Source organism: Bordetella sp. N, assembly GCF_001433395.1.
GTDB lineage: Bacteria > Pseudomonadota > Gammaproteobacteria > Burkholderiales > Burkholderiaceae_B > Bordetella_C.
Genome location: NZ_CP013111.1, coordinates 167658 through 192603, shown reverse-complemented (window position 1 = coordinate 192603; position 24946 = coordinate 167658). Strand labels below are relative to the sequence as shown.

The window sequence follows — 24946 nt, the reverse complement described above, 5'->3', positions numbered from 1 at the left end:
CCCGGACTCCGTCAGCCCTTCAGGCGATCGAGTTCGTCAACGTTGATCGTGTTCAGGTTGCGGAACAGCAGTACCAGAATCGCCAGGCCGATCGCCGCTTCCGCGGCTGCGACCGTAAGGATGAAGAACACGAAGACCTGGCCGGCGGTGTCGCCGCTCCACGTCGAAAACGCCACGAAGTTCATATTGACGGCCAGGAGCATCAGCTCCACGGACATCAGCAGAATGATCAGGTTGCGGCGGTTCAGGAAGATGCCGAAGATGCCGATGGCGAACAGGATCGCCCCCAGTATCAGGTAATGGGCCAGCGTCAGCGTCATTGTTGTTCTCCTTGGGCGGGGGCGGCGGCTTTGGCGGCCTGGGCGGCCTGGGCGCGCTCGCTCTGCGCCGGCATCTTGACGATGCGGAAGCGGTCCTTGGCGCGCACTTTGACGGCAGCGCTGGGGCTGAAGTACTTGACGTCGCGGCGGCGGCGCAGGGTCAGGGCGATGGCCGAGACCATGCCCACCAGCAGGATCGCCGCGCCGATTTCGACGGCGTACACATACTGCGTGTACATGGCGGTACCCAGGGCGCGGGCGTTGTTGTAGTCCGCGGCCACGGCGGCGGGGCCACCCGGCTGGTTCCAGGTCGAACCCAGCACGAAGGCCATTTCCAGCACCAGCACCAGGCCGACGACCAGACCGATCGGCAGATACTTTTTCAGGCCCGCGCGCAGGTCACCCATGCGGATGTCCAGCATCATCACCACGAAGAGGAACAGCACCATCACCGCGCCGACGTAGACCAGGACCAGCAGCAGCGCCAGGAACTCGGCGCCCAGCAGCATCCACAGCAAGGCGGCGTTGAAGAACACGAGGATCAGGTGCAGCACGGCGGTAACCGGACTGCGTGCCGTGATCACGCGGAAGGCTGCCACCACCAGGACGATGGCCAGCAGATAGAAGAGAACAGTCGTGAAAGTCATGGAGTCGTACCAGGCATCAACGGTATGGCGCGTCTTCGGTGCGACGACGGGCGATTTCGGTTTCGAACTGATCACCCACCGCCAGGAGCATGTCCTTGGTGAAGTACAGGTCGCCGCGCTTTTCGCCGTGGTATTCGTGGATGTGCGTTTCCACGATGGAATCCACCGGACAGCTTTCTTCGCAGAAACCGCAGAAGATGCACTTGGTCAGATCGATGTCGTAGCGCGAGGTGCGGCGCGAACCGTCGTCACGCACTTCCGATTCGATGGTGATGGCCAGTGCCGGGCACACCGCTTCGCACAGCTTGCAGGCGATGCAGCGCTCTTCCCCATTGGGATAGCGACGCAGCGCGTGCAGGCCACGGAAACGCGGCGACGCCGGCGTCTTTTCGTAGGGGTAACGCAGGGTCACCTTACGCTTGAAGAAATACTTACCCGTCAGGCGCATGCCCTTGAGCAACTCGGTCAGCAACAGACTGCCGAAGAAATCCTTGATCGCTTCCATATCCTGTTTCCTAGTGCTCAGCGCCAAATGTTCCAGGGCGTCTGCATCCAGATCGCCACGACCAGCAGCCACACGCCGGTCAGCGGGATGAAAATCTTCCAGCCCAGACGCATGATCTGGTCATAGCGGTAACGGGGGAACGATGCGCGGAACCACACGAACATCGACACCACCACGAAGGTCTTCAGGCCCAGCCAGATCCAGCCGGGGATCCAGGTCAGCGGCGCCACGTCGATGGGGGCCATCCAGCCGCCCAGGAACATGATCGACGCCAGGGCCGACAACAGAATCATGTTGGCGTATTCACCCAGGAAGAACAGGGCGAAGGCCATACCCGAGTACTCGACCATGTGGCCGGCCACGATTTCCGACTCGCCTTCCACCACGTCGAAGGGGTGGCGGTTGGTTTCGGCCACGGCCGACACCACGTAGATGACGAAGAGCGGCAGCAGCGGCAACCAGTTCCAGGACATGAAGGTCACGCCGTGGTCGGCGAACCAGCCCCTGCCCTGCCCCATCACGATCTCGCTCATGTTCAGGCTGCCGGACACCAGCAGCACCGTCACCAGAACGAAACCGATGGCCAGTTCATACGACACCATCTGCGCGGCGGCGCGCAGGGCGCCCAGGAACGCGTACTTGGAGTTCGATGCCCACCCCGCGACGATCACGCCGTACACGCCCACCGAGGTGATGGCCATGATGTACAGCAGGCCGGCGTTGACGTTGGCCAGCACCACTTGCGGGCCGAAGGGCACGACGGCCCAGGCGGCCAGTGCCGGCATCAGCGTGACCACGGGGGCCAGGATGAACAGCACGCGGTTGGCTTCGGTCGGAAGAATCACTTCCTTGGTCAGCAGCTTGAACACGTCCGCGAAGGGCTGTGCCAGGCCTTTGAGGCCGACCCGGTTGGGACCCAGGCGCACGTGCATGAAGCCGATCATCTTGCGTTCCCACAAGGTGAGATAGGCCACGCACAGGATGATGGGCACCGCGATGACGACGATCTTGACGAGCGTCCAGACGATCAGCCAGGGCGTCGCGCCCAACAAGGCCGTTCCCTGCGCTTCCAGGGTGTTGAGCCATTCCATCAGGCACGCTCCACGCTAATTTGACCAAAGGCACCACCGAGCACGGCGGTGTTTTCGAAAGCGGCGGCGACACGCACCGCGCGATCGGCAACCGCGTCGTCCTGGACGGTTTCCAGTTCGATGCTGCCGGCCGCGCTGGACACCTTCACCTTGACGCCGGCGGTCAGTCCCAGGCCGGCCAGGGTGCGGCCGTTCATGCGGACGGCCGGTGCGCGCGAGGCGGCCGCGGCTTGCAGCGGCTCCGAGCGGCGCACGATGGCGTCGGTGCGGTAGATCGGCACGTCGGCGACGCGTTCCAGACCCGGCAGGGCCTGGCCCACGCCGACAGCGGCGTTGATGCGATTCGACAGGCGGCCTTCGATGCCACCCGACAACACGCCGTCGCGCACCGATTCCGAGGTTTCGTCATCGAAGCCCGGCAGGTGCAGCACATTGCCCAGCACGCGCAACACCTTCCAGCCCGGACGGCTTTCGCCGCGCGGGGCCACGGTGCCCTTGAAGCTCTGGGCCAGGCCTTGTGCGTTGACGAAGGTGCCCGAGGTTTCGGTGAACGGCGCCACCGGCAGCATGACGTCGGCCCAGTCGGCGGCGGCCGAGCGGTAGGAGGTCAGCGCCACGGTGAATTGCGCGTCGCGCAAGGCGGCCACGGCTTGGGGGCCGTTGTCGGCATCCAGCAGCGGTTCGGCGTGCAGCACCACGTAGGCCTTGAGCGGATCCGCCAGCATGGCGGCGGCATTCTTGCCGCCCTTGCCCGGCACGGCGCCGGCCAGGTAACCACCGACGGTATTGCCGCCCGAGGTCAGGAAGCCGAAACGGGCGCCCGCCAGTTCAGCGACGGTCTGGCCGTTGGCGGCCAGGGTCGAGGCCTGGGCCGAAGCCACGGCCAGGTTGCCCAGGAACACGCCGGTATTGGTGCCGGAGGTCAGGCTGGCAGCGATCAGCTTGGCGTTTTCGCCCGGCGTCACCGCCGCGAATTCGGCCGGCACGGCCTGGCCCTTGAGCTGGGCCAGCGCCACGGCGACTTCAGCCAGGGCACGCGGCAGTTCCGACGGCGCGACGGTCAGGCGCGCGGCCACCGGCAGCAGCGGATCGTCGGACACGCTGTCCAGCAGCAGCACTTGCGTGCCGCGCTTGGCGGCCTGGCGCAGGCGTTGCGCGAACAGGGGGTGATCCTTGCGCAGGAAGGAACCGATCACCAGCACGCGGTCCAGGGTGTCCAGATCGGCGATCGGCATGCCCAGCCACGGCGCGCCGTTGAGCGCGGCGTCGAAGGACGCATCGGTCTGGCGCAGGCGGAAGTCGATGTTTTCCGAACCCAGGGCGCGCATCAGGCGGCCCAGCAGCGAGAATTCTTCAGTGGTGGCGTATTCGGTCGCCAAGGCGCCGATCTGGCCGGCGCCGAAGCTGTCGCGCACGCGCGCCAGGCCCTGGCCCACGGTCTGCAGCGCGTCGGCCCACGAGGCTTCGCGCCAGGTGCCGTCAGCGTTGCGGATCATCGGCACGCTCAAGCGGTCGTCGCTGTTCAGGCCTTCATACGAGAAGCGGTCGCGGTCGCTGATCCAGCATTCGTTGACGGCTTCGTTTTCGAACGGCACCACTCGCATGACGTGTTCGCCCTTGACCTGGACCACCAGGTTGGCGCCCACGCTGTCATGCGGGCTGACCGAGCGGCGACGCGCCAGTTCCCAGGTACGGGCGCTGTAGCGGAACGGCTTGGAGGTCAGCGCGCCGACGGGACAGAGGTCGATCATGTTGCCGGACAGTTCCGACTCGATCGAACGGCCCACGAAGGTGGTGATTTCCGCATGCTCGCCACGATTGAGCATGCCCAGTTCCATGACGCCGGCGATTTCCTGGCCGAAGCGCACGCAGCGGGTGCAGTGGATGCAGCGCGACATTTCCTCGGCCGACACCAGCGGGCCGAGATCCTTGTGGAACACCACGCGCTTTTCTTCGTGATAGCGCGAGGCCGAGCCGCCGTAACCGACAGCCAGATCCTGCAGCTGGCATTCACCGCCCTGGTCGCAGATCGGGCAATCCAGCGGGTGATTGATCAGCAGGAACTCCATGACCGACTTCTGCGCGGCCTTGGCTTTTTCCGAGTTGGTGAAGACCACCATGCCGTTGGTCACGGGCGTGGCGCAGGCCGGCAGGGCCTTGGGCGCCTTCTCCACTTCGACCAGACACATGCGGCAGTTGGCCGCGATGGAGAGCTTCTTGTGGTAGCAGAAATGCGGCACGTACTGCCCGACTTTCTGGGCCGCATGCATCACCATGCTGCCTTCGGGCACTTCTACCTTGTTGCCGTCGACGGTTAGTTCAACCATTGCTGTTCCTGGGACCTACAGATATTGCGGGACCACACACGACTTGTGCTCGATGTGGTGCGCGAATTCGTCACGAAAATGCTTCAGAAAGCCTCGTACCGGCATGGCGGCGGCATCACCCAGGGCGCAGATGGTGCGGCCCATGATGTTGCCGGCGACGTTGTCCAGCATGTCGAGGTCTTCCGGGCGGCCATGGCCGTGCTCGATGCGCTGGACCATGCGGTACAGCCAGCCCGTGCCTTCACGGCACGGCGTGCACTGGCCGCAGCTTTCCTCGAAGTAGAAATACGAGAGGCGCAGCAGCGACTTCACCATGCAGCGCGTATCGTCCATGACGATGACCGCGCCCGAACCCAGCATGGACCCCGCCTTGGCGATGGAGTCATAGTCCATGGTGGTTTCCATGATGATGTTCGCTGGTAGCACCGGGGCGCTGGAGCCGCCAGGAATGACGGCCTTCAACGCACGGCCGCCACGCATGCCGCCAGCCAGCTCAAGCAGCTTGGAGAACGGCGTGCCCATCGGGATCTCGTAGTTGCCGGGACGCTCGACGTCGCCGGTGATCGAGAAGATCTTGGTGCCGCCGTTGTTGGGCTTGCCCACTTCCAGATACGGCTGGCCGCCGTTACGGATGATCCAGGGCACCGCCGCGAACGTTTCGGTGTTGTTGATCGTGGTGGGCTTGCCGTACAGGCCGAAGCTGGCGGGGAAAGGCGGCTTGAAGCGCGGCTGGCCTTTCTTGCCTTCCAGCGATTCCAGCAGCGCGGTTTCTTCGCCGCAGATGTAGGCGCCGTAGCCATGGAAAGCGTGCAGCTGGAAGCTGAATTCCGAACCCAGCAGCTTGTCGCCCAGGAAGCCGGCGGCGCGCGCCTCTTCCAGCGCTTCCTCGAAGCGGTCATAGACCTCGAAGATTTCGCCGTGGATGTAGTTGTAGCCCACCGAGATGCCCATCGCGAAGGCGGCGATGGCCATACCTTCGATGACGATGTGCGGGTTGAAGCGCAGGATGTCGCGATCCTTGAACGTGCCCGGTTCGCCCTCGTCCGAATTGCACACCAGGTACTTCTGGCCCGGGAACGTACGCGGCATGAAGCTCCACTTCAGGCCGGTGGGGAAGCCCGCGCCGCCACGGCCGCGCAGTCCCGAGGCCTTGACCTCGGCGATGACGTCTTCCGGCTTCATGCCGGTGGTCAGGATCTTGCGCAGGGCCTCATAGCCGCCACGCTTGACGTAGTCTTCCAGATGCCAGTTCTGGCCATCCAGGTCAGCCAGGATCTGCGCGCCGATATGGCGGCCGTGCAGGCACATGGACTGCGACAGGTCGTTGAGCGGATCGGGATCCAGGCCCTGGGAAAACTGACGGTACAGGTCCGGCGCGTTCATGCCGACTCTCCTTGCGCCTTCAAGCTGTTCAGCAGCGCATCCAGCTTTTCTTCGGACATGCGCACGCACATGTGCTTGTTGTTCACGATCAGCACGGGGGAGTCGCCACAGGCGCCCATGCACTCGCCTTCCACCAGGGTGAACATGCCGTCGGCGGTGGTGCCGCGATAGTCGACGCCCAGCTTGCGCTTGAGGTAGTCGCCGGCCTTTTCACCGTCGCGCAGCGCGCACGGCAGGTTGGTACAGACGCTGATCTTGTGCTTGCCGACCTTCTTGACGTCGAACATGTTGTAGAAGGTCGCGACCTCCTGCACGGCGATGGGCGGCACGCCAAGATAATTGGCCACGTCCTCGATGATCTCGGTCGACAACCAACCTTGCTCGTCCTGGGCGATCGCCAGGGAAGCCATGATGGCCGACTGCTTCTGATCGGCTGGGAACTTGGACAGTTCCCGGTCGATTTTCTGGTAAGCCTGTTCGGAAAGCAGCATAAGTTTGAATCCGGATTGAGCGAGAGGCCCGTACTGTTACGGGGGCGGGTCTCTCGGTTCGGGTCTTTCTTCTAAGTCCTGGCGACGCCCTTAACGGTCGATTTCGCCAAACACGATGTCCTGCGTGCCGATGATGGTGACGGCGTCGGCAATCATGTGCCCGCGCGACATCTCGTCCAGCGCGTGCAGATGCGGAAAACCGGGCGCACGAATCTTCAGGCGGTAAGGCTTGTTGGCGCCGTCGGACACCAGGTAGATACCGAATTCGCCCTTGGGATGCTCGACCGCGGCATACGCTTCGCCCGGGGGCACATGGAAACCTTCGGTGAAGAGCTTGAAGTGGTGAATCAGCTCTTCCATGTTGGTCTTCATGGACGTGCGCTTGGGCGGCGCCACCTTGTGGTTGCCGATCATCACCGGGCCGGGGTTGTTGCGCAGCCACTCCACGCACTGGCGGATGATGCGGTTGCTTTGACGCAACTCGTTCACGCGCACCAGATAGCGGTCATAGCAGTCGCCGTTGACGCCGACGGGGATGTCGAAATCCATCAGATCGTAGACTTCGTAGGGCTGCGTCTTGCGCAGGTCCCAGGCCACGCCCGAGCCACGCAGCATCGGGCCGGTGAAGCCCAGCGCCTTGGCGCGGTCCGGATCGACGACGCCCACACCCACCAGGCGCTGCTTCCAGATACGGTTGTCGGTGAGCAGGGTTTCGTACTCGTCGACGCAGGCCGGGAAACGGTTGGTGAAGTCTTCGATGAAGTCCAGGAGCGAGCCGGAACGGGCCTCGTTCACCTGGCGCATTTCCTTTTCGCTGCGGTACTTGCTGCCGGCCTGCTGCGGCATCGTGTCCGGCAGGTCGCGATACACGCCGCCCGGACGGTAGTAGGCCGCGTGCATGCGCGCGCCCGACACGGCTTCGTAGCAGTCCATCAGGTCTTCGCGTTCGCGGAAGGCGTACAGGAAGACCGCCATGGCGCCCACGTCCAGCGCGTGCGAGCCCAGCGACATCAGGTGATTCAGGATGCGCGTGATTTCATCGAACATCACCCGGATGTATTGGGCACGCAGCGGCGCCTCCACACCCAGCAGCTTTTCGATGGCCATGACATAGGCGTGCTCGTTGCACATCATGGACACGTAGTCCAGGCGGTCCATATAGGGCAGCGCCTGGATGTAGGTCTTGTGTTCGGCCAGCTTCTCGGTCGCGCGGTGCAGCAGGCCGATGTGCGGGTCGGCGCGCTGGATCACTTCGCCATCCAGTTCCAGCACCAGACGCAGCACGCCGTGGGCGGCCGGATGCTGCGGACCGAAGTTGAGCGTGTAGTTCTTGATTTCAGCCATGATCAGCGACCGGCTCCGTAAGTATCTTCGCGCACGACGCGCGGCGTGATTTCACGCGGATCGATAGTGACCGGCTGATAGACCACGCGGCGTTGCTCGGGGTCGTAGCGCATTTCGACGTTGCCCGACAGCGGGAAGTCCTTGCGGAAGGGATGGCCGATGAAGCCATAGTCCGTCAGGATGCGGCGCAGGTCGGGGTGGCCTTCGAACACGATGCCGTAGAGGTCGAACGCTTCGCGCTCGTACCAGCTGACGCCGGGCCAGCACTCGACCAGCGAGGACACCATGGGGAAGTCGTCCTGGGCGGCCCAGGTACGCACGCGCAGGCGCCAGTTGTGTTCGACCGACAGCAGGTGGATCACGACGGCGTAGCGATTGCCCTGCGTGCGGCCGGCTTCTTCTTCGGCCTCCTGGCGCGAACCATTGCCCCAGGTCAGGTAATCGACACCGCAAAGGTCGATACAGGATTCGAAGCGCAGCGTGGATTCGTCACGCAGCTTATTGCAGACCGACACCCATTGCGCCGGCGGAACTTCGAGAGTCAGTTCACCCAGGGCCTCGTTCAGCACGATTGCGTCGCCAAACGCGGCCAGCAGGTTGTTTTTCAGGGTTTCGAGCCTGGTCATCATCTTCAACGAGTAGGTGAGCCACGCAACACAGATGCGCGGCCAAGGCCGCGCTTAGCGCGCGATGGTGTTGGTCCGACGGATCTTGTCCTGCATCTGCAGCAGACCGTAGACCAGCGCCTCCGCCGTGGGCGGGCAACCCGGCACATAAACATCGACCGGCACGATGCGATCGCAACCACGCACGACCGAATACGAGTAGTGGTAATAGCCGCCCCCGTTCGCACAGGAGCCCATCGACACTACCCAACGCGGTTCCGGCATCTGGTCATAGACCTTGCGCAGGGCGGGAGCCATCTTGTTGCACAGGGTGCCGGCGACGATCATCAGATCGGACTGACGGGGACTGGGACGGAAGATGATCCCGAACTGGTCCAAGTCATACCGGGCGGCGCCCGCGTGCATCATTTCCACCGCGCAACAGGCCAGACCAAACGTCATCGGCCACATCGAACCGGTCTTGGCCCAGTTGATGAACTTGTCAGCGCTGGTGGTAATAAAGCCCTGCTTGTTTAAGCCTTCTTCAATAGCCATATTCGTCTCTGCTAGCGTGATCGAGACCAGGAAACATCATTCCCAGTCCAGCGCGCCTTTCTTCCATTCGTAAATGAAACCCACCGTCAGCACGGCCAGGAAAATCATGACCGTCCAGAAACCGACCAGGCCCACCGCGCCGTGCGCGATAGCCCAGGGGAACAGGAAGGCGATTTCGAGGTCGAACAGGATGAATAGGATGGCGACGAGGTAGTAACGCACGTCGAACTTCATGCGGGCGTCTTCGAAGGCTTCGAAGCCGCACTCATAGGGAGAGAGTTTTTCCGCGTAGGGGCGCCGGGGGCCGAGTAGCGAGCCTGCGGTCAACAACGCAAAGCCAATACCCGTCGCCACGACGATAAAGAGCAGAACGGGGAAATATTCTTGCAGGTTCATTCTGGCGCGTCCGTCATATGCACAAACCTTTGGATTGTAGCATTTTGACCGTTACTTCCGGCTGAACTTATCGCTCGTCTTATATAAGAGTGCAAGCCAGCCACGACACCACAAAACCGCCTGCCCCCGCCGCGCATTCTGAAGCAGGCGGATTGTAGCGCGTCGCGCCGGAAGCGCGAACGCCGCAGGGCATTAACACCCTGGAGAAAATAAAAAAGCCATCCGCGAGGATGGCTTTTAAAGACAGGACTTGCGCCCTGCCCGGTATTGCTTTTTTGTGCGCCGGACGAGCCGGCGCACTTCGAACAAGGACGGTTACCCGCCCTACGCTCGATTAGAAGCGGTGACGCACACCGACCACGGCCATGGTCGACTTCAAGCCGTCCACGAAGGCGTAGTCCTTGGCGTACGAAGCCACGGCGTACAGGTTGGTACGCTTCGACAGGTCGTACGTAGCACCAACCGAGTAAACGTTGGTGGTTTCGTCGTTGCCGTTGTTAGGAGCGGTGTAGTACTTGTCGCTGTTGGGGTCCAGACGCTGCCACGAACCGAAGATGCTGGTGGAGCCGCCGATGGGGGCCGACAGGCCGACCATGTACGAGTTCACGCGCAGGTTGTCGCGGTAGATGTTGGTCGACAGGTTGCCAGGCAGCGATTGACCGGCGTCCAGGTTGGTGCTCGAGAACGGACCGTAGACCGACGAAGCTTGGATCCAGCCGCCACGGGTTTGACCGTAGGCCAGGGCCAGCTTGACGACTTCGAAGTCGTACGTACCGCCAACCAGCCACGAGCGGATCTTGTCGCCGGTGCCGTTAGCCAGCGAGTCACCAACGCTGTTCGAACGGTTCAGTTGGTCGTAGGCAGCAGCGACGTTGATCGGGCCGTTGACGTAGCGCAGACCAGCGGTGATGCCGCGTTGGTTGCGATCGGTCTGGAAGCCGGATTGCGTGGTGTTGGTGTCGTCAACGTTGAACGAGTAGCCAGCGCCAGCTTGGAAGCCGCCGAACACGGGGGTTTGATACAGGATCAGGTTGTCGTAACGGGTGGTGTTCGACGAGCTGAAAGCCGTACCGATGTTGGCCATGTTGAAGCCTTCAGCGAACGGATCGATCGAGCCGAAGAACTTCGAAGCCACGTTGGTTTGGCGACCGAAGTCGATTTGGCCCCAGGAGTTGCTGGCCAGACCGAGGGTAGCTTGACGGCCGAACAGACGGCTGCCTTGAGCCGACTGACCGTCAGCCGAGCTGAAACCCGATTCCAGGTTGAAAACGGCGCGCAGGCCGTCACCCAGATCTTCGCTGCCACGCAGGCCCCAACGCGAACCGTTTTGGACGCCGTTGGCCAGACCGAACTTCGAAGCCTTGTCCGAAGCGCCACCCGTGGTGTTCAGACCCTTGATTTGTTGGAATCCAACACCGATATCGACGATCCCGTACAGGGTCACCGACGTTTCTGCCTGAGCGGCACCAGCGAAGCCGGCGAGCAGGGCGGCAGCGAGCAGAGTCTTTTTCATTTGAAGAAATCTCCGTTGATTTGAGTGACAAGAGCAGCAATCCAGCAAACCAGCCTGCCGCCCCCCTAACTCCGCGAAGGGAAGTTGACGCTATTGCATCAAAAATCCGGGGGACTGGCTACGCTCACCCCCTAAAAACGGCGGGTTTGTACCCCCAATGTTGGGCGCATACAACAATAGGGTCCTGTAGCGTTCCGTCGCCCCGGGCAAACCCTCGTTATTCCTGGAAATAGGCTGATCACATGTTGCGCACGTTTCGGGGGTTTTTTGACGAATCCTGGTCGGGATTAGGGGCGCGGTCGGGACAAGGGAAGGATTTTGACCGTGTCGATAACGCTGTTATGTTTCTGTTTCGACGTTACGGCGCTCAGGCGTCCGCCTCGCCCGGGGCGATAACCTGCCTTTCACTTGATGCCTATGGAATTTGATCCGAACCTGCCCGTGCCGCCGCTCTCCCCTCCCCCACCCGTGGGACGGGGCAGGCATACCGAGCGGATTGTTGCGGCGCGGCGTGCGTTGATATTGGAGGCGGCACAGCGGGTGTTTGCCCGGGACGGACTGGCGCAGGCCAGTCTGCGGGCGATCGCCAGGGAGGCGGGATGCACCACCGGAGCGATCTATCCCTCCTTCGGCAGCAAGGAAGCGCTGTACGCCGCCGCGCTGGAAGCCTCCCTGGACGCGCTGCACGACCACCTGGCGCAGGCGCTGGCACAGGCCCCGGACGCCCACGCCGCGCGCGCGGTCGCACGGGCGTTCTACGACTACTACGCGCAAAGGCCGGCCGAACTGTCGCTCGGCTTCTACCTGTTCCAGGGCCTGGCGCCCCGCGGACTCGGCCCCGACCTGGACCGCGCCCTGAACGCGCGCCTGACACGCTGCGTGGCCCTGCTGGGCGCCGGCCTGGCCCGCACCCGGCCGGCGCCGGGCCACGACCTGGCGCGCATGCAGATGTTCACTTACCTGAGCGGCCTGCTGTTGTTGCGCCATACCGGCCGCCTGAAATCCCTGGCGCAGGACGCCGATGTCCTGCTCGACGACTATTGCCGCACTTTGGAGGCCCTGCCATGACCCACCACCAGGCGGCCATCGCCCTGCCCGACTTTCTCGTCCTCATGGCGTCGCATCACCCTTTCTCGGCGCTACTGGGAATACGCGTCGAAGCCATCGGCGCGGGGACGGCGCGGGCAGTGCTGCCGGCCGACCCGGCCCATCAGAGGCTGGGAGGGATCGTGGCAGGCCCCATGTTGATGGCCCTGGCCGACGTCGCGCTGTACGCGGCGGTGGTCGGCGCCACGGGGAATGCCGAGGCGGTCACCGCCAGCCTGACGATCAATTTCCTGCGCAAGTGCCCGGCGGGCGAAGTGGTCGCCGACGCCCGCCTGCTGAAAACCGGCCGCCTGAGCGCCGGCGAGGTCCTGCTGTCGCCCCCAGGGGGCGATCCCGTTGCCCAGGTGGTCAGCACCTGGGCCTTGCCGGGCCGGTGACGCGCCGCGCGCCGCTGCGCCGGGCGCCTGGCCAAGCCGACAGCCCGGCAGCGAAGACCCCGGCCAAGGCGCCGCCTTAGCGCCCCGCCGCGTAGGCCTGCATCAACCGGGGCGTGGCGGCGGCGTGCATGATGCCGTCCTCGTCCAGCGACGCGGCGGTCAGGCGACCTACCGACCACGCGGGGACTTCCTCGATCGCATGGCCGCGGGCGCGCAGCGCGTCTATCACTTCCCCGCCGAAGCTCTCCTCCACCGCCAGATGCCCCGGCTTGCGATCCCGCGGATAGAAGGAACTGGGGAAATGCAGCGTATGCGACATCGGCATGTCGATGGCCTCCTGCAGATTCAAACCATGATGCACATGGCGCAGGAACAGCAGCAATTGCCATTGCTCCTGCTGGTCGCCCCCCGGCGTGCCAAAGACCATATACGGCCGCCCGTCGCGCAGCGCCAACGTCGGCGTGAGCGTCGTGCGCGGCCGCTTGCCGGGCGCCAGCGTTCCGGGCAGCCCCTCCTCCAGCCAGAACATCTGGGCCCGCGTGGTCAAGCCGAAGCCCAGCTCGGGAATCACGGGCGAGGACTGGAACCAGCCCCCGGACGGCGTGCAGGACACCATATTGCCCCACCGGTCGATCACGTCCACATGGGTGGTGTCGCCCCGCTTGACCGTGCCGGCAGCGCGCATCTCCGCCAAGGTCGGCTCATTGCTCACCGCGCCGATCTCGGTCACGGGCGACAGGCGCGCCAAGGTGTCCATCATGCGCGCCAATTGCGCCTCGTAGCCGGGCACGGTGCCCGGCCGCAGCTCCAGCGACGCGCGCTCGCCGATCAAGGCACGGCGCGGCGCCGTGTAGGCCTCGGAGAGCAAGTGCGCCAGCGGCACGTCGACGAAATCCGGATCGCCGTAATAGGCCTCCCGATCCGCGAAGGCCAGCTTCATGGCCTCGGTCAGCCGGTGCACGAAAGCGGCGCTATTGGGACCCTCGGCCGCCAGGTCGGCGTTTTTCAGCAAGGCCAGGGTCTGCAGGAACACCGGGCCCTGGCTCCAGGCGCCGGCCTTGGCCACGGTGTAATCGCCGTAGTCATAAGTGACGGGGTCTTCGTAGCTGGCCGACCAGCGGGCCAGGTCATCGCCCGTGAGGATCCCGCGGTGGGGTCGGCCACTGGCATCCATCACTTCCGTTTCGCGCGAAAAGCGGTCGATGGCATCGGCGACGAAGCCCCGGTAGAAGGCGTCGCGCGCGGCCTGGATCTGGCGCTCACGGTCCCCGCCCACGGCTTCGGCCTCCGCCAGCACACGGCGCCAGGTCTGCGCCAGCCGCGGATTGCGGAACAGTTTGCGGGCGACGGGCACCTGGCCGCCCGGCAGATAGATCTGCGCCGTCGAAGGCCAATGCGTTTCAAAGAAATCCTTGAGGCCGGCGATGGTGTTGGAGATGCGCGGCATCAGGGCATGACCGCTTTCGGCGTGGAAGATCGCCGGCTCCAGCACATCGCGCAGGCGCATGGATCCGTGATCCCGCAGCATCAGCATCCAGGCATCGAAAGAACCGGGCACCACGGCCGGCAACTGGCCATTGCCGGGAATCAGGTCCAGACCCAGCCCGCGGAAATGCTCGATGGTCGCGGCGGCCGGGGCCACGCCCTGGCCGCAGAGGATCTGTGTCTTGCCGGTCTTGGCGGAATAGAACACGCCGGGCACCTCGCCGGCCGGGCCGACCAGGTGCGGCTCCACCACTTGCAGCACGAAGGCCGTGGCGACACAGGCGTCGAAGGCGTTGCCGCCCCGCTCCAGCATCGCCATGCCGGCAGCCGTGGCCAGATAGTGCGTCGAGGTGACGACGCCGAAAGTACCGAGGATCTCGGGACGAGTGGTAAACATCATGGTTGTCCGCCTTCGGCACGGGGTGCAAAACCCGACGCCGGATTTCAGTCGGGCCGTGAGCCCGCAACGCTACAAAGCAAAGCGGCCCCGGGGAACACGGAGTTACCCAGGGCCGCAACCGGATCGCGGGCCTGCCAGGGGCCCGGACAGGATGACGCTTACTTCGCGGCCATCGTCACGCCCTTCAGCCGGATCAGGCCGTCGGGGTAAGCCACGAAGCCCTGCACCTTCTTCTTGTGGGCGAAGGTCCACGGCAGGTAGTACAGGTAGATGATGGGGTCTTCGTCACGCAGGATGGTCTGGGCCTGGTCGTACAGGGCCTTGCGCTTGGCCTGGTCGAACTCGGCGCGCGCTTCAGTCAGCAGTTTGTCGACCTGCGCGTTGCTGTAGCGGCCATCGTTCAGGTTGCCCTTGGTCGACACGTACTGGAAGATATTGCCGCTGGGATCCACACGACCGGACCAACCGCTTTGGCCCGCCTCGAAATCGCCACGCGCCAGCGCGGATTGCAGCGAGGCGAACTCCACCGGCTTCAGGGAGATATCGAAGCCGGCCTCGGCGCCCATGGCCTGGATCAGCTCATATATCTGCTGGTTGGTGGTGTTGTTGCCGAAGGTGATCTCAAGCTTGACGCGATCGAAGCCGGCGGCCTTCAGCAGCTCCTTGGCCTTCTTCACGTCGCGGCCCTTGCGTTCGAACTTCTTGTCGTACGCGAAGCTGGCAGGCGGGAAACCCTGGAAGGCGGGCTGGAACATGCCCTCGCCCACCACTTCATTGATGGCGTCGCGGTCGATGGCCAGGTCCAGCGCCTGGCGGACGCGCTTGTCCTTGCCGGCGGGCTGGCTGGCGCGCGCGCCGTTGGCCAGGTTGATCGAGAAAGACTGATAGCCCAGGCCGACGACGGGCGCCAGCACCAGGTTCTTGTCATCCTTGACGGCCTTGACGTCCGACGGCGCCATGCGTTCGATGATGTCGAGGTCGCCGGCGCGCAGGTTGTTCACGCGCACGGTGGTGTCCGGAATCGGCGTGAAGATGACGCGGTCGAAGTGATAATTGGCGGCATCCCAATATTGCGGGAATTTCTCCAGCACGATGCGATCGTTCTGCACCCGCTCCTTGAAGCGATAAGGGCCGGAGCAGACCGGCTTGGCGCCCGGATCCTTGTCGAAGGCCGCCGGCGACATCATCATGCCCGCGCGGTCGGACAGCTGCGACAGCAGGGAGGCATCCGGCTCGGTCAGGTGGATCACGACGGTTTGCGCGTCAGGCGCGTCGATGCTGCCCACGGTGGCCAGTTCGCTCTTGCGGTTACTGTCGGGCAGGCTGCGACCGCGATCCAGGTTGGCCTTGACCGACGCGGCATCGATAGGCGTGCCGTCGTGGTACACCGCGCCCTTGCGCAGTTTCATGGTCAGGGTCTTGCCGTCGGCGCTGGTTTCCCAGGACTCGGCCAGCTGCGGCACGATCTTCAGGTCGGGAGTGATTTCGACCAGTTTGTCGCACAAGGAGGCGAACACGATGCGGCCGACGAAGGTACGGGCGCGCACGGGGTCCAGCACGTCGGGATCGTCCTGCAAACCGATGCGCAGTGTCGACTGGGCAGTGGATTGGGCCACGGCGACGCCGGTGGCGAACAGGCCGGCGAGCGCCACGGCCAGACAAAGTTTACGCATTGTGCTTCTCCTCGAAAGCAAGACCGGCCGCCCGCGTATATGTCGCGTGCGTTCCCTTTGACGGCCCAGGCGGGCCTGCCGGCGATTGCGCGAGGATTGTACTCGTCACGGCGGCTGGACCATTGGATAATCAGCCTTCCCCCTTGCCGTTCCGCCGTCCATGACCTCCACCGCTGTCGCCGCCCCATCCCCCGCCGAGCATCCCATCCTGCGCCGGGTGCTGCATGCCATTCATCTTGGGCATGAGCAGGGCTTCCATTTCCCCGGCAATTTCCTTGCCGTCTCTTTCGACCATGTGGCCGCGGCGGGCAGCGTCACCACCTTGAAGGGGGCGCCGCTGCGTGCCGACGGCAGCGCCGATCCGGTGGGGCTCAACGTGCTGGCCGACCTGGCGCTGGCCGCCAGCATACGCGCGGCCTTGCAGCGGGATACCCGCCTGGCCACGGTCAACCTGCAATTGCAGCTCACCGGCGCGGCCTGCGCGGGCCCCTTGCGCGCGGTCAGCCACTTCCATGGCTTTCTGCGCGACACGACCGGGCAGCAGGCCATCGCCAGCGTCAGCATCCGCAGCGGCGAACGCGAGATCGCCCTGGGCAGCGGGACGTTCATGGTGCTGGACTTGCCGTCCGGCACGCGCGCCCCGGTGCTGCGCGCGATCGATCTGCCCGCCGACGCGGACTGGGCCGGCGTGGCCTTGCCGGCGCCGGCCGGCCTGGGCGACAGCGACGCGGCCATCTATGCGCAGGCGCTGAAGGCCCTGCGCGCGGGCGGCGCCGACAATTTTTCCGAAGCGTTCTGGGGCTTCCGCACGCGGACTTCCACGCAGGGCGCCAGCGGGACGCTGCGCAATGGCGCACATCTGGGCAATCGTGTCGGCCATGTGCAAGGCGGCGTCCTGCTGGCCTTCGCCCAGGCCACCGCGCACGCCGCCCTGCCCGGCAACTGGCCGGTCAGCAGCGTGACTGCGGGCTTCGTCAGCCCGGGAGAAGGCGAACAGTTGCGAGCCCGTTCCCGGGTCGCGCATCGTGGCCGCCTCACGGCGGTGGTGCGCACGGAAATCAATACCGTGGTCGCGGGCCGGCCTGGCCGGCGCGTCCTGGAAGTGTTGACCACGCATTCGCTGCGCAAGGAGGCGGCGGCGGAAACATAAGTTGCCGGCCCCGGCGAGTTACCCAGGTTAGTGCGTTGCAAGACCCCGTTTGTAAGTCCCAGTCGCAAGACCCTGTTTGCAAGACCTCGTTTGCAAGACCTCGTTTGCAAGACCCGTTTGCAAGACCCGTTTGCAAGCCCCCTTCAACGGAGAAGCACCATGGACCCAGTGACAGGCGGCGCATCCGCCGGCAAGACCCCGCAACACTACGAAGCCATCATCATCGGCGCCGGCCAGGCCGGCCCCGCGCTGGCCGGCCGGCTCAGCGACGCCGGCATGCGCGTGGCGCTGGTGGAACGCAAGCATTTCGGCGGCACGTGCGTGAACACCGGCTGCATGCCGACCAAGACGCTGGTGGCCAGTGCCTATGCCGCCCACCTGGCGCGCCGCGCGGCCGACTACGGGGTGGCGTTGCAAGGACCGGTTCGTGTGGACATCGCGCGCGTCAAGGCACGCGCCGATACGGTGGCCCTCAACGCGCGCCACGGGGTCGAAAGCTGGCTGCGCGGGATGGCCAACTGCACCGTGTACCAGGGCCACGCGCGCTTCACGGGTCCGCATGACATCATGGTCGACGGACAGGCGCTGAGCGCGGACCGGATCTTCATCAACAGTGGCGGCCGTGCCGTCATTCCCGATCTGCCCGGCATCGCCGGCGTGCCCGTGCTGACCAATGTCGGCATGCGCGATCTTGACGTGCTGCCCCGCCACCTGGTGATCATCGGCGGCAGCTATATCGGCCTGGAATTCGCGCAGATGTACCGACGCTTCGGCAGCGAGGTGACGCTGGTGGAAAAGGGTCCGCGCCTGATCGCGCGCGAAGACGAGGACATCTCCGACGCGATCCGCGGCATCCTGGAAGCGGAAGGTGTGCAACTGCGCCTGAATGCCGATGACATCCGCTTCGCGCCCGGTGACGCCGGGCAGATCGACGTGCGGACCCATGCCGGCCAGGCCGCCGTGCAGGCATCCCATGTCCTGGTCGCCACCGGACGCCGGCCCAATACCGATGACCTGGGCCTGGACGCGGCCGGCGTCGCCATCGACGCGCGCGGCTACATCGTGGTGGACGACGGCCTGGCCACCAACGTGCCAGGCATCTGGGCCCTGGGCGACTGCAACGGCCGGGGCGCCTTCACCCATACGGCTTACAACGACTTCGAGATCGTCGCGGCCAATCTGATCGACGGCGGCGCGCGCCGCGTGAGCGATCGCATTCCCGTCTATGCGCTGTATATCGATCCGCCGTTGGGCCGGGTCGGTCTGACGGAAGCCGCCGTGCGCCGCAGCGGCAAGCCGGCGCTGGTCGGCACGCGGCCCATGACGCGGGTCGGCCGCGCGGTGGAGAAAGGCGAAACGCAGGGCTTCATGAAGGTGCTCGTGGACGCGCAGACCCGGCAGCTGCTTGGCGCGGCCATCCTTGGGACGGGGGGCGACGAAGCGGTGCATGGGCTGATCGATACGATGTCCGCCGGCGCGCCGTACACCACGTTGCGTGATACGGTACATATCCATCCCACGGTTTCGGAATTGATACCGACGGTGCTGGGAGACCTCAAGCCTTTGGTTTGAGCTTTTCGCTTGAACTTTTGCCATGGCCCTGCGGTATCGCTTCCGTACGGGTTAATCGCACCGCCGGCCGCTGCCCTCGTTCACGATTTACGGAGCATCCATGAACATCCCCCTCTTGCGCCAGCCCCGTCATGCCCTCCGGCCCGCCCGCCTGGCCGCCCTCGCGCTGGGGGCCCTTGCACTCGGCGCGTTCCCGGGCGCCGGCACACCGTGGGGGGGAACGCCACTGCTGGCGGCGGAAGCGGCGCCTGCCAGCCGGGCCGCGCCGCCGCCCAATGACGGCAATCGCCCCTATGACCAGGGCTTGCCCTTCGCGGTGCAGCCGGTCGCCACGTTCAATGTGCCATGGGCGATGACCTTTCTGCCCGATGGGCGGATGCTCGTCACGGAAAAGCCGGGCCATCTCTATGTGGTGACGACGCAGGGCAAGAAGCAGGAGATCAAAGGCGTGCCGGCCGTGACTTACAGCGGGCAGAATGGCCTGCTGGACGTGGCCTTGAGCCCCAAGTGGAAAGAAGACGGGATCATCTACCTGACCTACGTCGAGGCCGGCGACGGCGCCAATCTTGCGCTGGCACGCGCGCGGCTGGACCTGGATGGCTCCACCTTGCGTGACTTGCGCGTGATCTGGCGCGCCACGCCGAATGGCGACAAGCGCGGCGGCGGGTCCGGCGGCCAACCGGGCGGCATCATCGCTTTCTCGCCGGATGGGCGCTATCTGTTCCTGACCTCCGGCGACCGGATGCGGCCCCGCACCGCGCAGGACCCCACCCTGCCCTTGGGCAAGGTCTTGCGCATGTTCCCGGACGGCCGCGTGCCGCCGGACAATCCCTGGGCCAAGGACGGCGGCGACCGCGCCCTGATGTGGACCACGGGCCATCGCAATCCCTATGGCCTGGCGTTCGCGTCCGACGGCCGCCTGTGGCTGCACGAAATGGGTCCGAAAGGCGGCGACGAGCTGAACCTGGAGGAGCCCGGCAAGAACTACGGGTGGCCGGTGGTGTCCTATGGCGACAACTACAGCGGCACGCCCATCCCGCGCCCTTCCACCCATCCTGAATTTCAGGAGCCCGCGTTGTATTGGAACCCGGTCATCGCGCCGGCGGGGATGATCTTCTACAAGGGCGACATGTTCCCGCAGTGGCGCGGCTCGGCCTTCATCGGCGCGCTGCTGCCGCAGGCGCTGGTGCGGGTGTCCTTCGACGGCAAGAACGGCCCGCGCGAGGTGAATCGCTGGAACATGGGGGCCCGCATCCGCGACGTCACAGAAGGGCCGGATGGGGCGCTGTGGCTGCTGGAAGACAGCAGCGAGGGACGCTTGCTGCGCCTGACCCCAGGGCACTGAATGACAGGCGGGCAGCCATAGGAACGGGGCTTGCTCATCAGGCCGGATTTTTTTGGCCGCGCTCCGGTAGCGCGGCCGGTGCCCCGCGTTTTATGGTTCCGCTTCGTTATTCCGCTTTGCCCCGCGGACAAAGGATGTATCAATGACTGTACCCGCCATCGTCACAACGCTCTTCCGCCCTGACGTGCGCCACCGCATGGCGCGCACGATAGGACAGATGATCCTGTCGTGCGCCGTTTTGGGCGGCGTGCCGACGCTGGCGGCGGAGCCGGACGGAAGCAGTGCCGCGACCGCCGAGCAAACGGCTGCACCCGTATATGTCGCCGCGGCCACGCACCCGGCCACGGCCGCGACCACGGCGCCGGGCGGCAATCCCGCGCAGGCAGGCGGCGCGATAGCGCCCGCGGATGCGCAGCGGGCGGCGCGCCTGTTGCAGGACGACGCGACGCGGGAGCAGACAATACGGGCGCTGAAGGCCATTGCGGACACGGCGCCCGCTGCGGCGACGGGATCACCCGCAGCCGGGACGCCCGCAGCCGGGACGCCCGCAGCCGGGACGCCCGCGGCGGCAAGCACGGGTGGCGCGGCGGCGCCCGCTGGCGCGACACCTTCCGCGGCCCCGGCAGCTCCGGCCGCCCCGGCCGAAGAACCTAGCCCCACGGCCATCGTCCCGCTGGAAGCGAACGGCCTGATGGCCCGCATGCTGCGCAGCATCTCCAACTGGGTGGATGGCGTGGACACGCAGGTGGCGCAGATCCGTGAAGGCATGAAAGCCGTGCCGGACATGGTGGCCCGCGCCAACCGCAATCTGGCCACGGAAGCCGGGCAGCGCCTGCTGCGCCAGGTGGTCGTCACACTGTTGGCCGTCTTCGTGATCGGCTTGCTATTGGAGTGGGTCCTGCAGCGCGCCCTGCGCAAGCCGCGCAAGGCACTGGCGCAACATGCGGATGACGAAGACGCGGAAGAACGGCGCGAGCGCCACGAAGAGGAAATGCTGCGGGCGCAGGCCGAGCGCGTACGACAGGAAACCGACAACGCGCAGGCGCGTGAGCAACAACAAGCCGACGACGCCAGCCTGCGCGCCGTGCCGGCTGGCGTTGCCCTGGTCCAGACGACCCGCGACGGCATCGCCCGCGTCGAAGCAGTGCCAGTCCCATTGGAAGACGGCGCCGCGCCGCCCGCGGCTGGCGACGCCGCGCAGAGCGCGGCGCAAGTCCAAGATCCCAACGCGGGAGCGGGCAGCGGCCCCGCAGCCAATGCCGCGGGCACGAACGCGGCTAGCGCTGGTCCGTCAGGCACAGGCACAGCGGGCGCGCCCGCAACGACAACCGCAGCCGCCGGGACGGTTCCCGCCGCTGCCGCGAACACGAGCGGCAGCATGCCTGCAAGCACTTCCTTCCCCACGCATGGGCCTGCGGGCGCGGGCGCGAACAAAGCCGCCGACGCCACCACCATGCCGACCACCGGCAGCGACACCGTGGCCACGGGCGGCGCCGCCGGCGTCGTCGCGCGCGACGCCACCCTGGCGCGTGAAGCGGCCGCCGAACACGCCACCCGTAACGCCGGCCGGCACTGGCGCACCATTCGCCACCTGCCATACGCCATCGCCTCGCTGGTGCTCGACCTGCTCCCCCTGGCGCTGTTCTTCGTCGCGGCAGGCCTGACCCTGCGTTGGCTGGACGGCGACGATACCCGCGTTCATGAAGCCGTCAGCGGCTTCGTCCATGCCTACGTCACCACCCGCATCAGCATGGCGGTGCTGCGTCTGCTGGTCTCGCCGGTCGGCCATGGCTTGCGCGTCCTGCATGTATCCGATGTCGTCTCGCAGCGTCTGCAAAGCGGACTGCGCCGCATCTTCATCCTGGCGCTGTTCGGCCTGGCGCTGGCCGATGCGGCACAGGTGTTGGGAGTGGGCGCTCAAGCGCGCCTGATCCTGCTCAAGGGCATCTCCCTGCTCGTGCACATCTTCGTCATCACCCTGATCCTGCAGATGCGCCGTCCGGTCGCGCGCATTCTGGCCGGCAAGTCGGGGCAGACGGGCACGCTGGCGGTGTTGCGGCAGTGGTTGGCGCACACATGGGCGGTGATCGCCATCGTGCTGGTCGCCGGGCTCTGGATCGTCTGGGCGTTGGGGGTGGAAGACGGTTTTCCCAAACTGATGCACTTCGTGGTGGTCACCGGCGGCATCTTCATCGTCGCCCGCATCGCCGCCATGCTCTTGCTGGGGGCGCTTGGCCGCCTGTTCCAGCCGCGCGCGGCGGAGGGCGAAAAGCCGGATGAAAACCTGCGCACGGCGACCCAGGACCGCCTGGCCGGCCGCTATTTTCCTATCGTGCGGCGCCTGGTCACGACGCTGATCTTCATCGCCACGGTGTTCGCCCTGCTGCAGGCCTGGGGCGCCGACGTGACCGACTGGTTCGCGCGCGGCACGCTGGGGCGCAGCATCGCATCGGCGTGCATGACCATCGGGGTGTCGGTGGTGCTGGCCACGCTGATCTGGGAAGCTGTGCACTACGCCATCGAACGGCGTCTGAAGCGCTGGAAGGACCAGGGCGACCTGCTGCGCGCGGCGCGGCTGCGCACCTTGGTGCCCATGCTGCGCACGCTGCTGCTGATCGCCGTGCTGCTGGTGGTGGGCTTCACCGCCCTGAATCAGATCGGCATCAACACCACGCCGCTGCTGGCCGGCGCCAGCATCATCGGCGTGGCGGTCGGCTTCGGCTCGCAGAAACTGGTGCAGGATTTCATCACCGGCATTTTCCTGCTGATGGAAAACGCCATGCAGGTGGGGGACTGGGTGACGGTGGCGGGCGTGTCGGGCAGCGTGGAATACCTGTCGATACGCACCGTGCGGCTGCGTGGCGGCGATGGGTCGCTGTACATCGTGCCGTTCAGTTCGGTGTCGACGGTGAACAACACGAACCGGGGCCTGGGCAATGCGGCCGTGCGCGTCAGCGTGGCCTACGACACCGATGTCGAACAGGTGATTGCCGAGCTGAAGAAGCTGGGCGCGGCAATGCGGGAAGATCCGACGTATCGCGGTGTCATTCTCAACGACATCGAGGTCTGGGGTGTGGATGCGGTGGACGGTTCCATGGTCACGGTGGCGGGCCAGATCCGCTGCAAGGACTCCGGCCGCTGGGGTGTGCAGCGTGAAATGAATCGCCGCATCCTCGATCGCTTCCGCGAATTGGGCATCGCCATTGCCAACCCGCGTGCCAGCTTGCTGCTGACGGCAGATGAAGCGCCGGCGGAGATGCCGGACCCGGCCGGTCCGCCGCCCCGTGCGCAATCGGGCAAGCCGCCCGAAGCGCGCGGAACGTAAAGCGCCGACGCATCGTTGGCGAAGAGTCAGCAACAGGCTGCCCTTCCTGCGCGCGCGGCAAGGCGCGCGGACGCGGCGCCCCGAGTGCGGGCGGCCGCGCGCCGGTCTTTTTTACTTGACGACGCCGCAGATGATGCGGGCACCGCCGCCGCCGAGGGGCTGGGGATGGTCGCTATGGTTGTCGCCGCCGGCGTGGATCATCAGGGCATGGCCGTTGAGGTCGGCCAGCTTCAGGCGCGGGGCCAGGACGGGGTACGTGGCCTTGCCGTCGGCGCCCACGTACAACGCCGGCAGGTCGCCCTTGTGGCCGGTGTCGTCATAGGGGCCTTTGTGGACGCCGGTTTTGTCCGGATCCCAATGGCCGCCGGCCGCGCCGCCCGGGGTCGGCTTGCCGTCCACCGTCGTGGTGCCGCAAGCCGCATTGGCATGCACGTGGAAGCCGTGCATGCCGGGGGGCAGGCCGTGCAGGTCGGGGGTCAGCAACAGGCCGTACTTGTTCTGTTCGGCCTTCACCGTACCGGCGGACGCTTGCACGCCATTGGCATCGACGAAGTTCATTTGCACCGAGGTGGTTTGTGCCGAGGCTATGCCGGCTACCGCCATGAGGGCGATGAACAAAGGGGTTTTCATCCTGGCTCTCCTTAGCTGTTCGGGGAAGTTGACAGCATTGAAACCCTAACCCGGGGGAAGGAGGGGCACCAGGGGAATATTCTTACAAGATATTCTTGTTTGATCTCCACTGCCCGTGGAGGGATCATGCCGCGCTACCGCGCGGCATGATTTTGTCGGATTCCGCCCTGGCCGATGCCGCGGCGCGCGGCGGCCGAGGGCCGGAGCGACCGCGCACTGCCGGCCTGCCGCGCGCCCGCGTGACCGCGTGACCGCGGCAGGAAAGCCGCGCGGTCAGGACATTACGCTTACGTGGGCGGAGACGACGCGCCAGCCGGCGTCGGTGCGGACCCAGGTCTGGGTCTGGCGGCCGATACGGGTGGCGCCGGTGCGCTGGAACTCGATGTGCGTCGTGGCCATGTCATCGCCGTAAGTGACGATGTGGGTGCGCAGGACGGTGCGGTCCAGGCCGGTAGGCGAGCGGCCGGCGCGGAAGTCGCGGATGGCGTCATAGCCGTAAAGGTTCTCGCCGGCGCCATAGCGCAAGGTCAACGGTGAATTCCAGAACAATTCATCCAGCACCGCCACATCATTGCCGACCAGGGCTTTTTCATAGCGGGCGAACTGCTCGGTGACTTCGGCCACGACGGCGGGTTTGTTGACTTCCAACATGGGGACCAGACTCCTGACGTTTCTGAGAAAAGCGTTCTAAAGGAAAGGATTTTA

22 protein-coding genes are annotated in these 24946 nt (G+C 65.5%); 6 read left to right on the top strand and 16 right to left on the bottom strand.

The window, feature by feature from the left end; all coding sequences use genetic code 11:
- Positions 1–11: 11 nt before the first annotated feature.
- The 12 genes from nuoK to ASB57_RS00780 form a co-directional block, all read right to left on the bottom strand.
- Complete coding sequence (nuoK, locus tag ASB57_RS00835; RefSeq protein WP_057649728.1) at positions 12–320, bottom strand: NADH-quinone oxidoreductase subunit NuoK; 309 nt, start codon at positions 318–320, stop codon at positions 12–14.
- On the bottom strand, positions 317–967 hold the full coding sequence (locus ASB57_RS00830) for an NADH-quinone oxidoreductase subunit J (RefSeq protein ID WP_057649726.1): 651 nt from the start codon (positions 965–967) through the stop codon (positions 317–319). Before ASB57_RS00830 ends, nuoK begins: the two co-directional genes overlap by 4 nt.
- Before the next feature lie 16 nt (positions 968–983).
- Positions 984–1472: an NADH-quinone oxidoreductase subunit NuoI gene (nuoI, locus tag ASB57_RS00825; RefSeq protein WP_057649724.1), complete on the bottom strand. Its 489-nt coding sequence runs from the start codon at positions 1470–1472 to the stop codon at positions 984–986.
- 17 nt (positions 1473–1489) lie between these two features.
- Complete coding sequence (gene nuoH, locus ASB57_RS00820) at positions 1490–2563, bottom strand: NADH-quinone oxidoreductase subunit NuoH (RefSeq protein WP_057649722.1); 1074 nt, start codon at positions 2561–2563, stop codon at positions 1490–1492.
- Positions 2563–4890: an NADH-quinone oxidoreductase subunit NuoG gene (gene nuoG, locus ASB57_RS00815; RefSeq protein WP_057649720.1), complete on the bottom strand. Its 2328-nt coding sequence runs from the start codon at positions 4888–4890 to the stop codon at positions 2563–2565. Before nuoG ends, nuoH begins: the two co-directional genes overlap by 1 nt.
- A gap of 15 nt (positions 4891–4905) precedes the next feature.
- Positions 4906–6273, bottom strand: a complete 1368-nt coding sequence (gene nuoF / locus ASB57_RS00810; protein WP_057649718.1) for an NADH-quinone oxidoreductase subunit NuoF — start codon at positions 6271–6273, stop codon at positions 4906–4908.
- Positions 6270–6764 carry an NADH-quinone oxidoreductase subunit NuoE gene (nuoE, locus tag ASB57_RS00805; protein WP_057649716.1) on the bottom strand — a complete coding sequence of 165 codons (495 nt, stop codon included), beginning with the start codon at positions 6762–6764 and terminating at the stop codon, positions 6270–6272. The genes nuoF and nuoE overlap by 4 nt, the downstream gene beginning before the upstream one ends.
- Before the next feature lie 90 nt (positions 6765–6854).
- Positions 6855–8108 carry an NADH-quinone oxidoreductase subunit D gene (locus tag ASB57_RS00800; RefSeq protein ID WP_057649715.1) on the bottom strand — a complete coding sequence of 418 codons (1254 nt, stop codon included), beginning with the start codon at positions 8106–8108 and terminating at the stop codon, positions 6855–6857.
- Positions 8109–8110: 2 nt separating this feature from the next.
- Positions 8111–8737, bottom strand: a complete 627-nt coding sequence (locus ASB57_RS00795) for an NADH-quinone oxidoreductase subunit C (protein ID WP_057649713.1) — start codon at positions 8735–8737, stop codon at positions 8111–8113.
- A gap of 51 nt (positions 8738–8788) precedes the next feature.
- Positions 8789–9268: an NADH-quinone oxidoreductase subunit B family protein gene (locus tag ASB57_RS00790; RefSeq protein ID WP_057649710.1), complete on the bottom strand. Its 480-nt coding sequence runs from the start codon at positions 9266–9268 to the stop codon at positions 8789–8791.
- Between the two features lie 36 nt (positions 9269–9304).
- Positions 9305–9664 carry an NADH-quinone oxidoreductase subunit A gene (locus ASB57_RS00785; RefSeq protein WP_057649708.1) on the bottom strand — a complete coding sequence of 120 codons (360 nt, stop codon included), beginning with the start codon at positions 9662–9664 and terminating at the stop codon, positions 9305–9307.
- A 334-nt stretch (positions 9665–9998) separates the two neighbouring features.
- The gene (locus ASB57_RS00780) at positions 9999–11177 is read right to left on the bottom strand and encodes a porin (RefSeq protein ID WP_057649707.1); all 1179 of its coding nucleotides are present in this window, start codon (positions 11175–11177) and stop codon (positions 9999–10001) included.
- A gap of 417 nt (positions 11178–11594) precedes the next feature.
- Between ASB57_RS00780 and ASB57_RS00775 the strand changes: the two genes are divergently transcribed.
- Positions 11595–12245 (top strand): TetR/AcrR family transcriptional regulator, encoded by a 651-nt coding sequence (locus ASB57_RS00775; RefSeq protein ID WP_082621284.1) that lies wholly within the window; start codon positions 11595–11597, stop codon positions 12243–12245.
- Positions 12242–12661, top strand: a complete 420-nt coding sequence (locus tag ASB57_RS00770; protein ID WP_057649705.1) for a PaaI family thioesterase — start codon at positions 12242–12244, stop codon at positions 12659–12661. Before ASB57_RS00775 ends, ASB57_RS00770 begins: the two co-directional genes overlap by 4 nt.
- Positions 12662–12737: 76 nt before the next feature.
- Here ASB57_RS00770 and ASB57_RS00765 read toward each other — a convergent pair whose 3' ends face one another.
- Both ASB57_RS00765 and ASB57_RS00760 read right to left on the bottom strand, forming a co-directional pair.
- Positions 12738–14543, bottom strand: coding sequence for a gamma-glutamyltransferase family protein (locus ASB57_RS00765; protein WP_057655823.1), 1806 nt, complete (start codon positions 14541–14543; stop codon positions 12738–12740).
- 161 nt (positions 14544–14704) lie between these two features.
- Positions 14705–16219, bottom strand: a complete 1515-nt coding sequence (locus tag ASB57_RS00760) for an ABC transporter substrate-binding protein (protein WP_057649700.1) — start codon at positions 16217–16219, stop codon at positions 14705–14707.
- A gap of 160 nt (positions 16220–16379) precedes the next feature.
- Between ASB57_RS00760 and ASB57_RS00755 the strand changes: the two genes are divergently transcribed.
- The 4 genes from ASB57_RS00755 (at position 16380) to ASB57_RS31255 (ending at position 23611) form a co-directional block, all read left to right on the top strand.
- Positions 16380–17369 carry an acyl-CoA thioesterase domain-containing protein gene (locus ASB57_RS00755; protein WP_057649697.1) on the top strand — a complete coding sequence of 330 codons (990 nt, stop codon included), beginning with the start codon at positions 16380–16382 and terminating at the stop codon, positions 17367–17369.
- Positions 17370–17528: 159 nt separating this feature from the next.
- Complete coding sequence (locus ASB57_RS00750) at positions 17529–18941, top strand: FAD-containing oxidoreductase (RefSeq protein ID WP_057649696.1); 1413 nt, start codon at positions 17529–17531, stop codon at positions 18939–18941.
- Between the two features lie 100 nt (positions 18942–19041).
- Complete coding sequence (locus ASB57_RS00745; RefSeq protein ID WP_082621283.1) at positions 19042–20286, top strand: PQQ-dependent sugar dehydrogenase; 1245 nt, start codon at positions 19042–19044, stop codon at positions 20284–20286.
- A 142-nt stretch (positions 20287–20428) separates the two neighbouring features.
- Entirely contained in the window at positions 20429–23611 is a 3183-nt protein-coding gene (locus tag ASB57_RS31255; RefSeq protein ID WP_197424932.1) for a mechanosensitive ion channel family protein, read from the top strand.
- Between the two features lie 111 nt (positions 23612–23722).
- Here the strand turns inward: ASB57_RS31255 and sodC are convergent, their stop codons facing one another.
- Both sodC and hpxZ read right to left on the bottom strand, forming a co-directional pair.
- Entirely contained in the window at positions 23723–24241 is a 519-nt protein-coding gene (sodC, locus tag ASB57_RS00735) for a superoxide dismutase family protein (protein WP_057649691.1), read from the bottom strand.
- Positions 24242–24514: 273 nt separating this feature from the next.
- Positions 24515–24892 (bottom strand): oxalurate catabolism protein HpxZ, encoded by a 378-nt coding sequence (gene hpxZ / locus ASB57_RS00730; RefSeq protein WP_369822770.1) that lies wholly within the window; start codon positions 24890–24892, stop codon positions 24515–24517.
- Positions 24893–24946 lie beyond the last annotated feature (54 nt).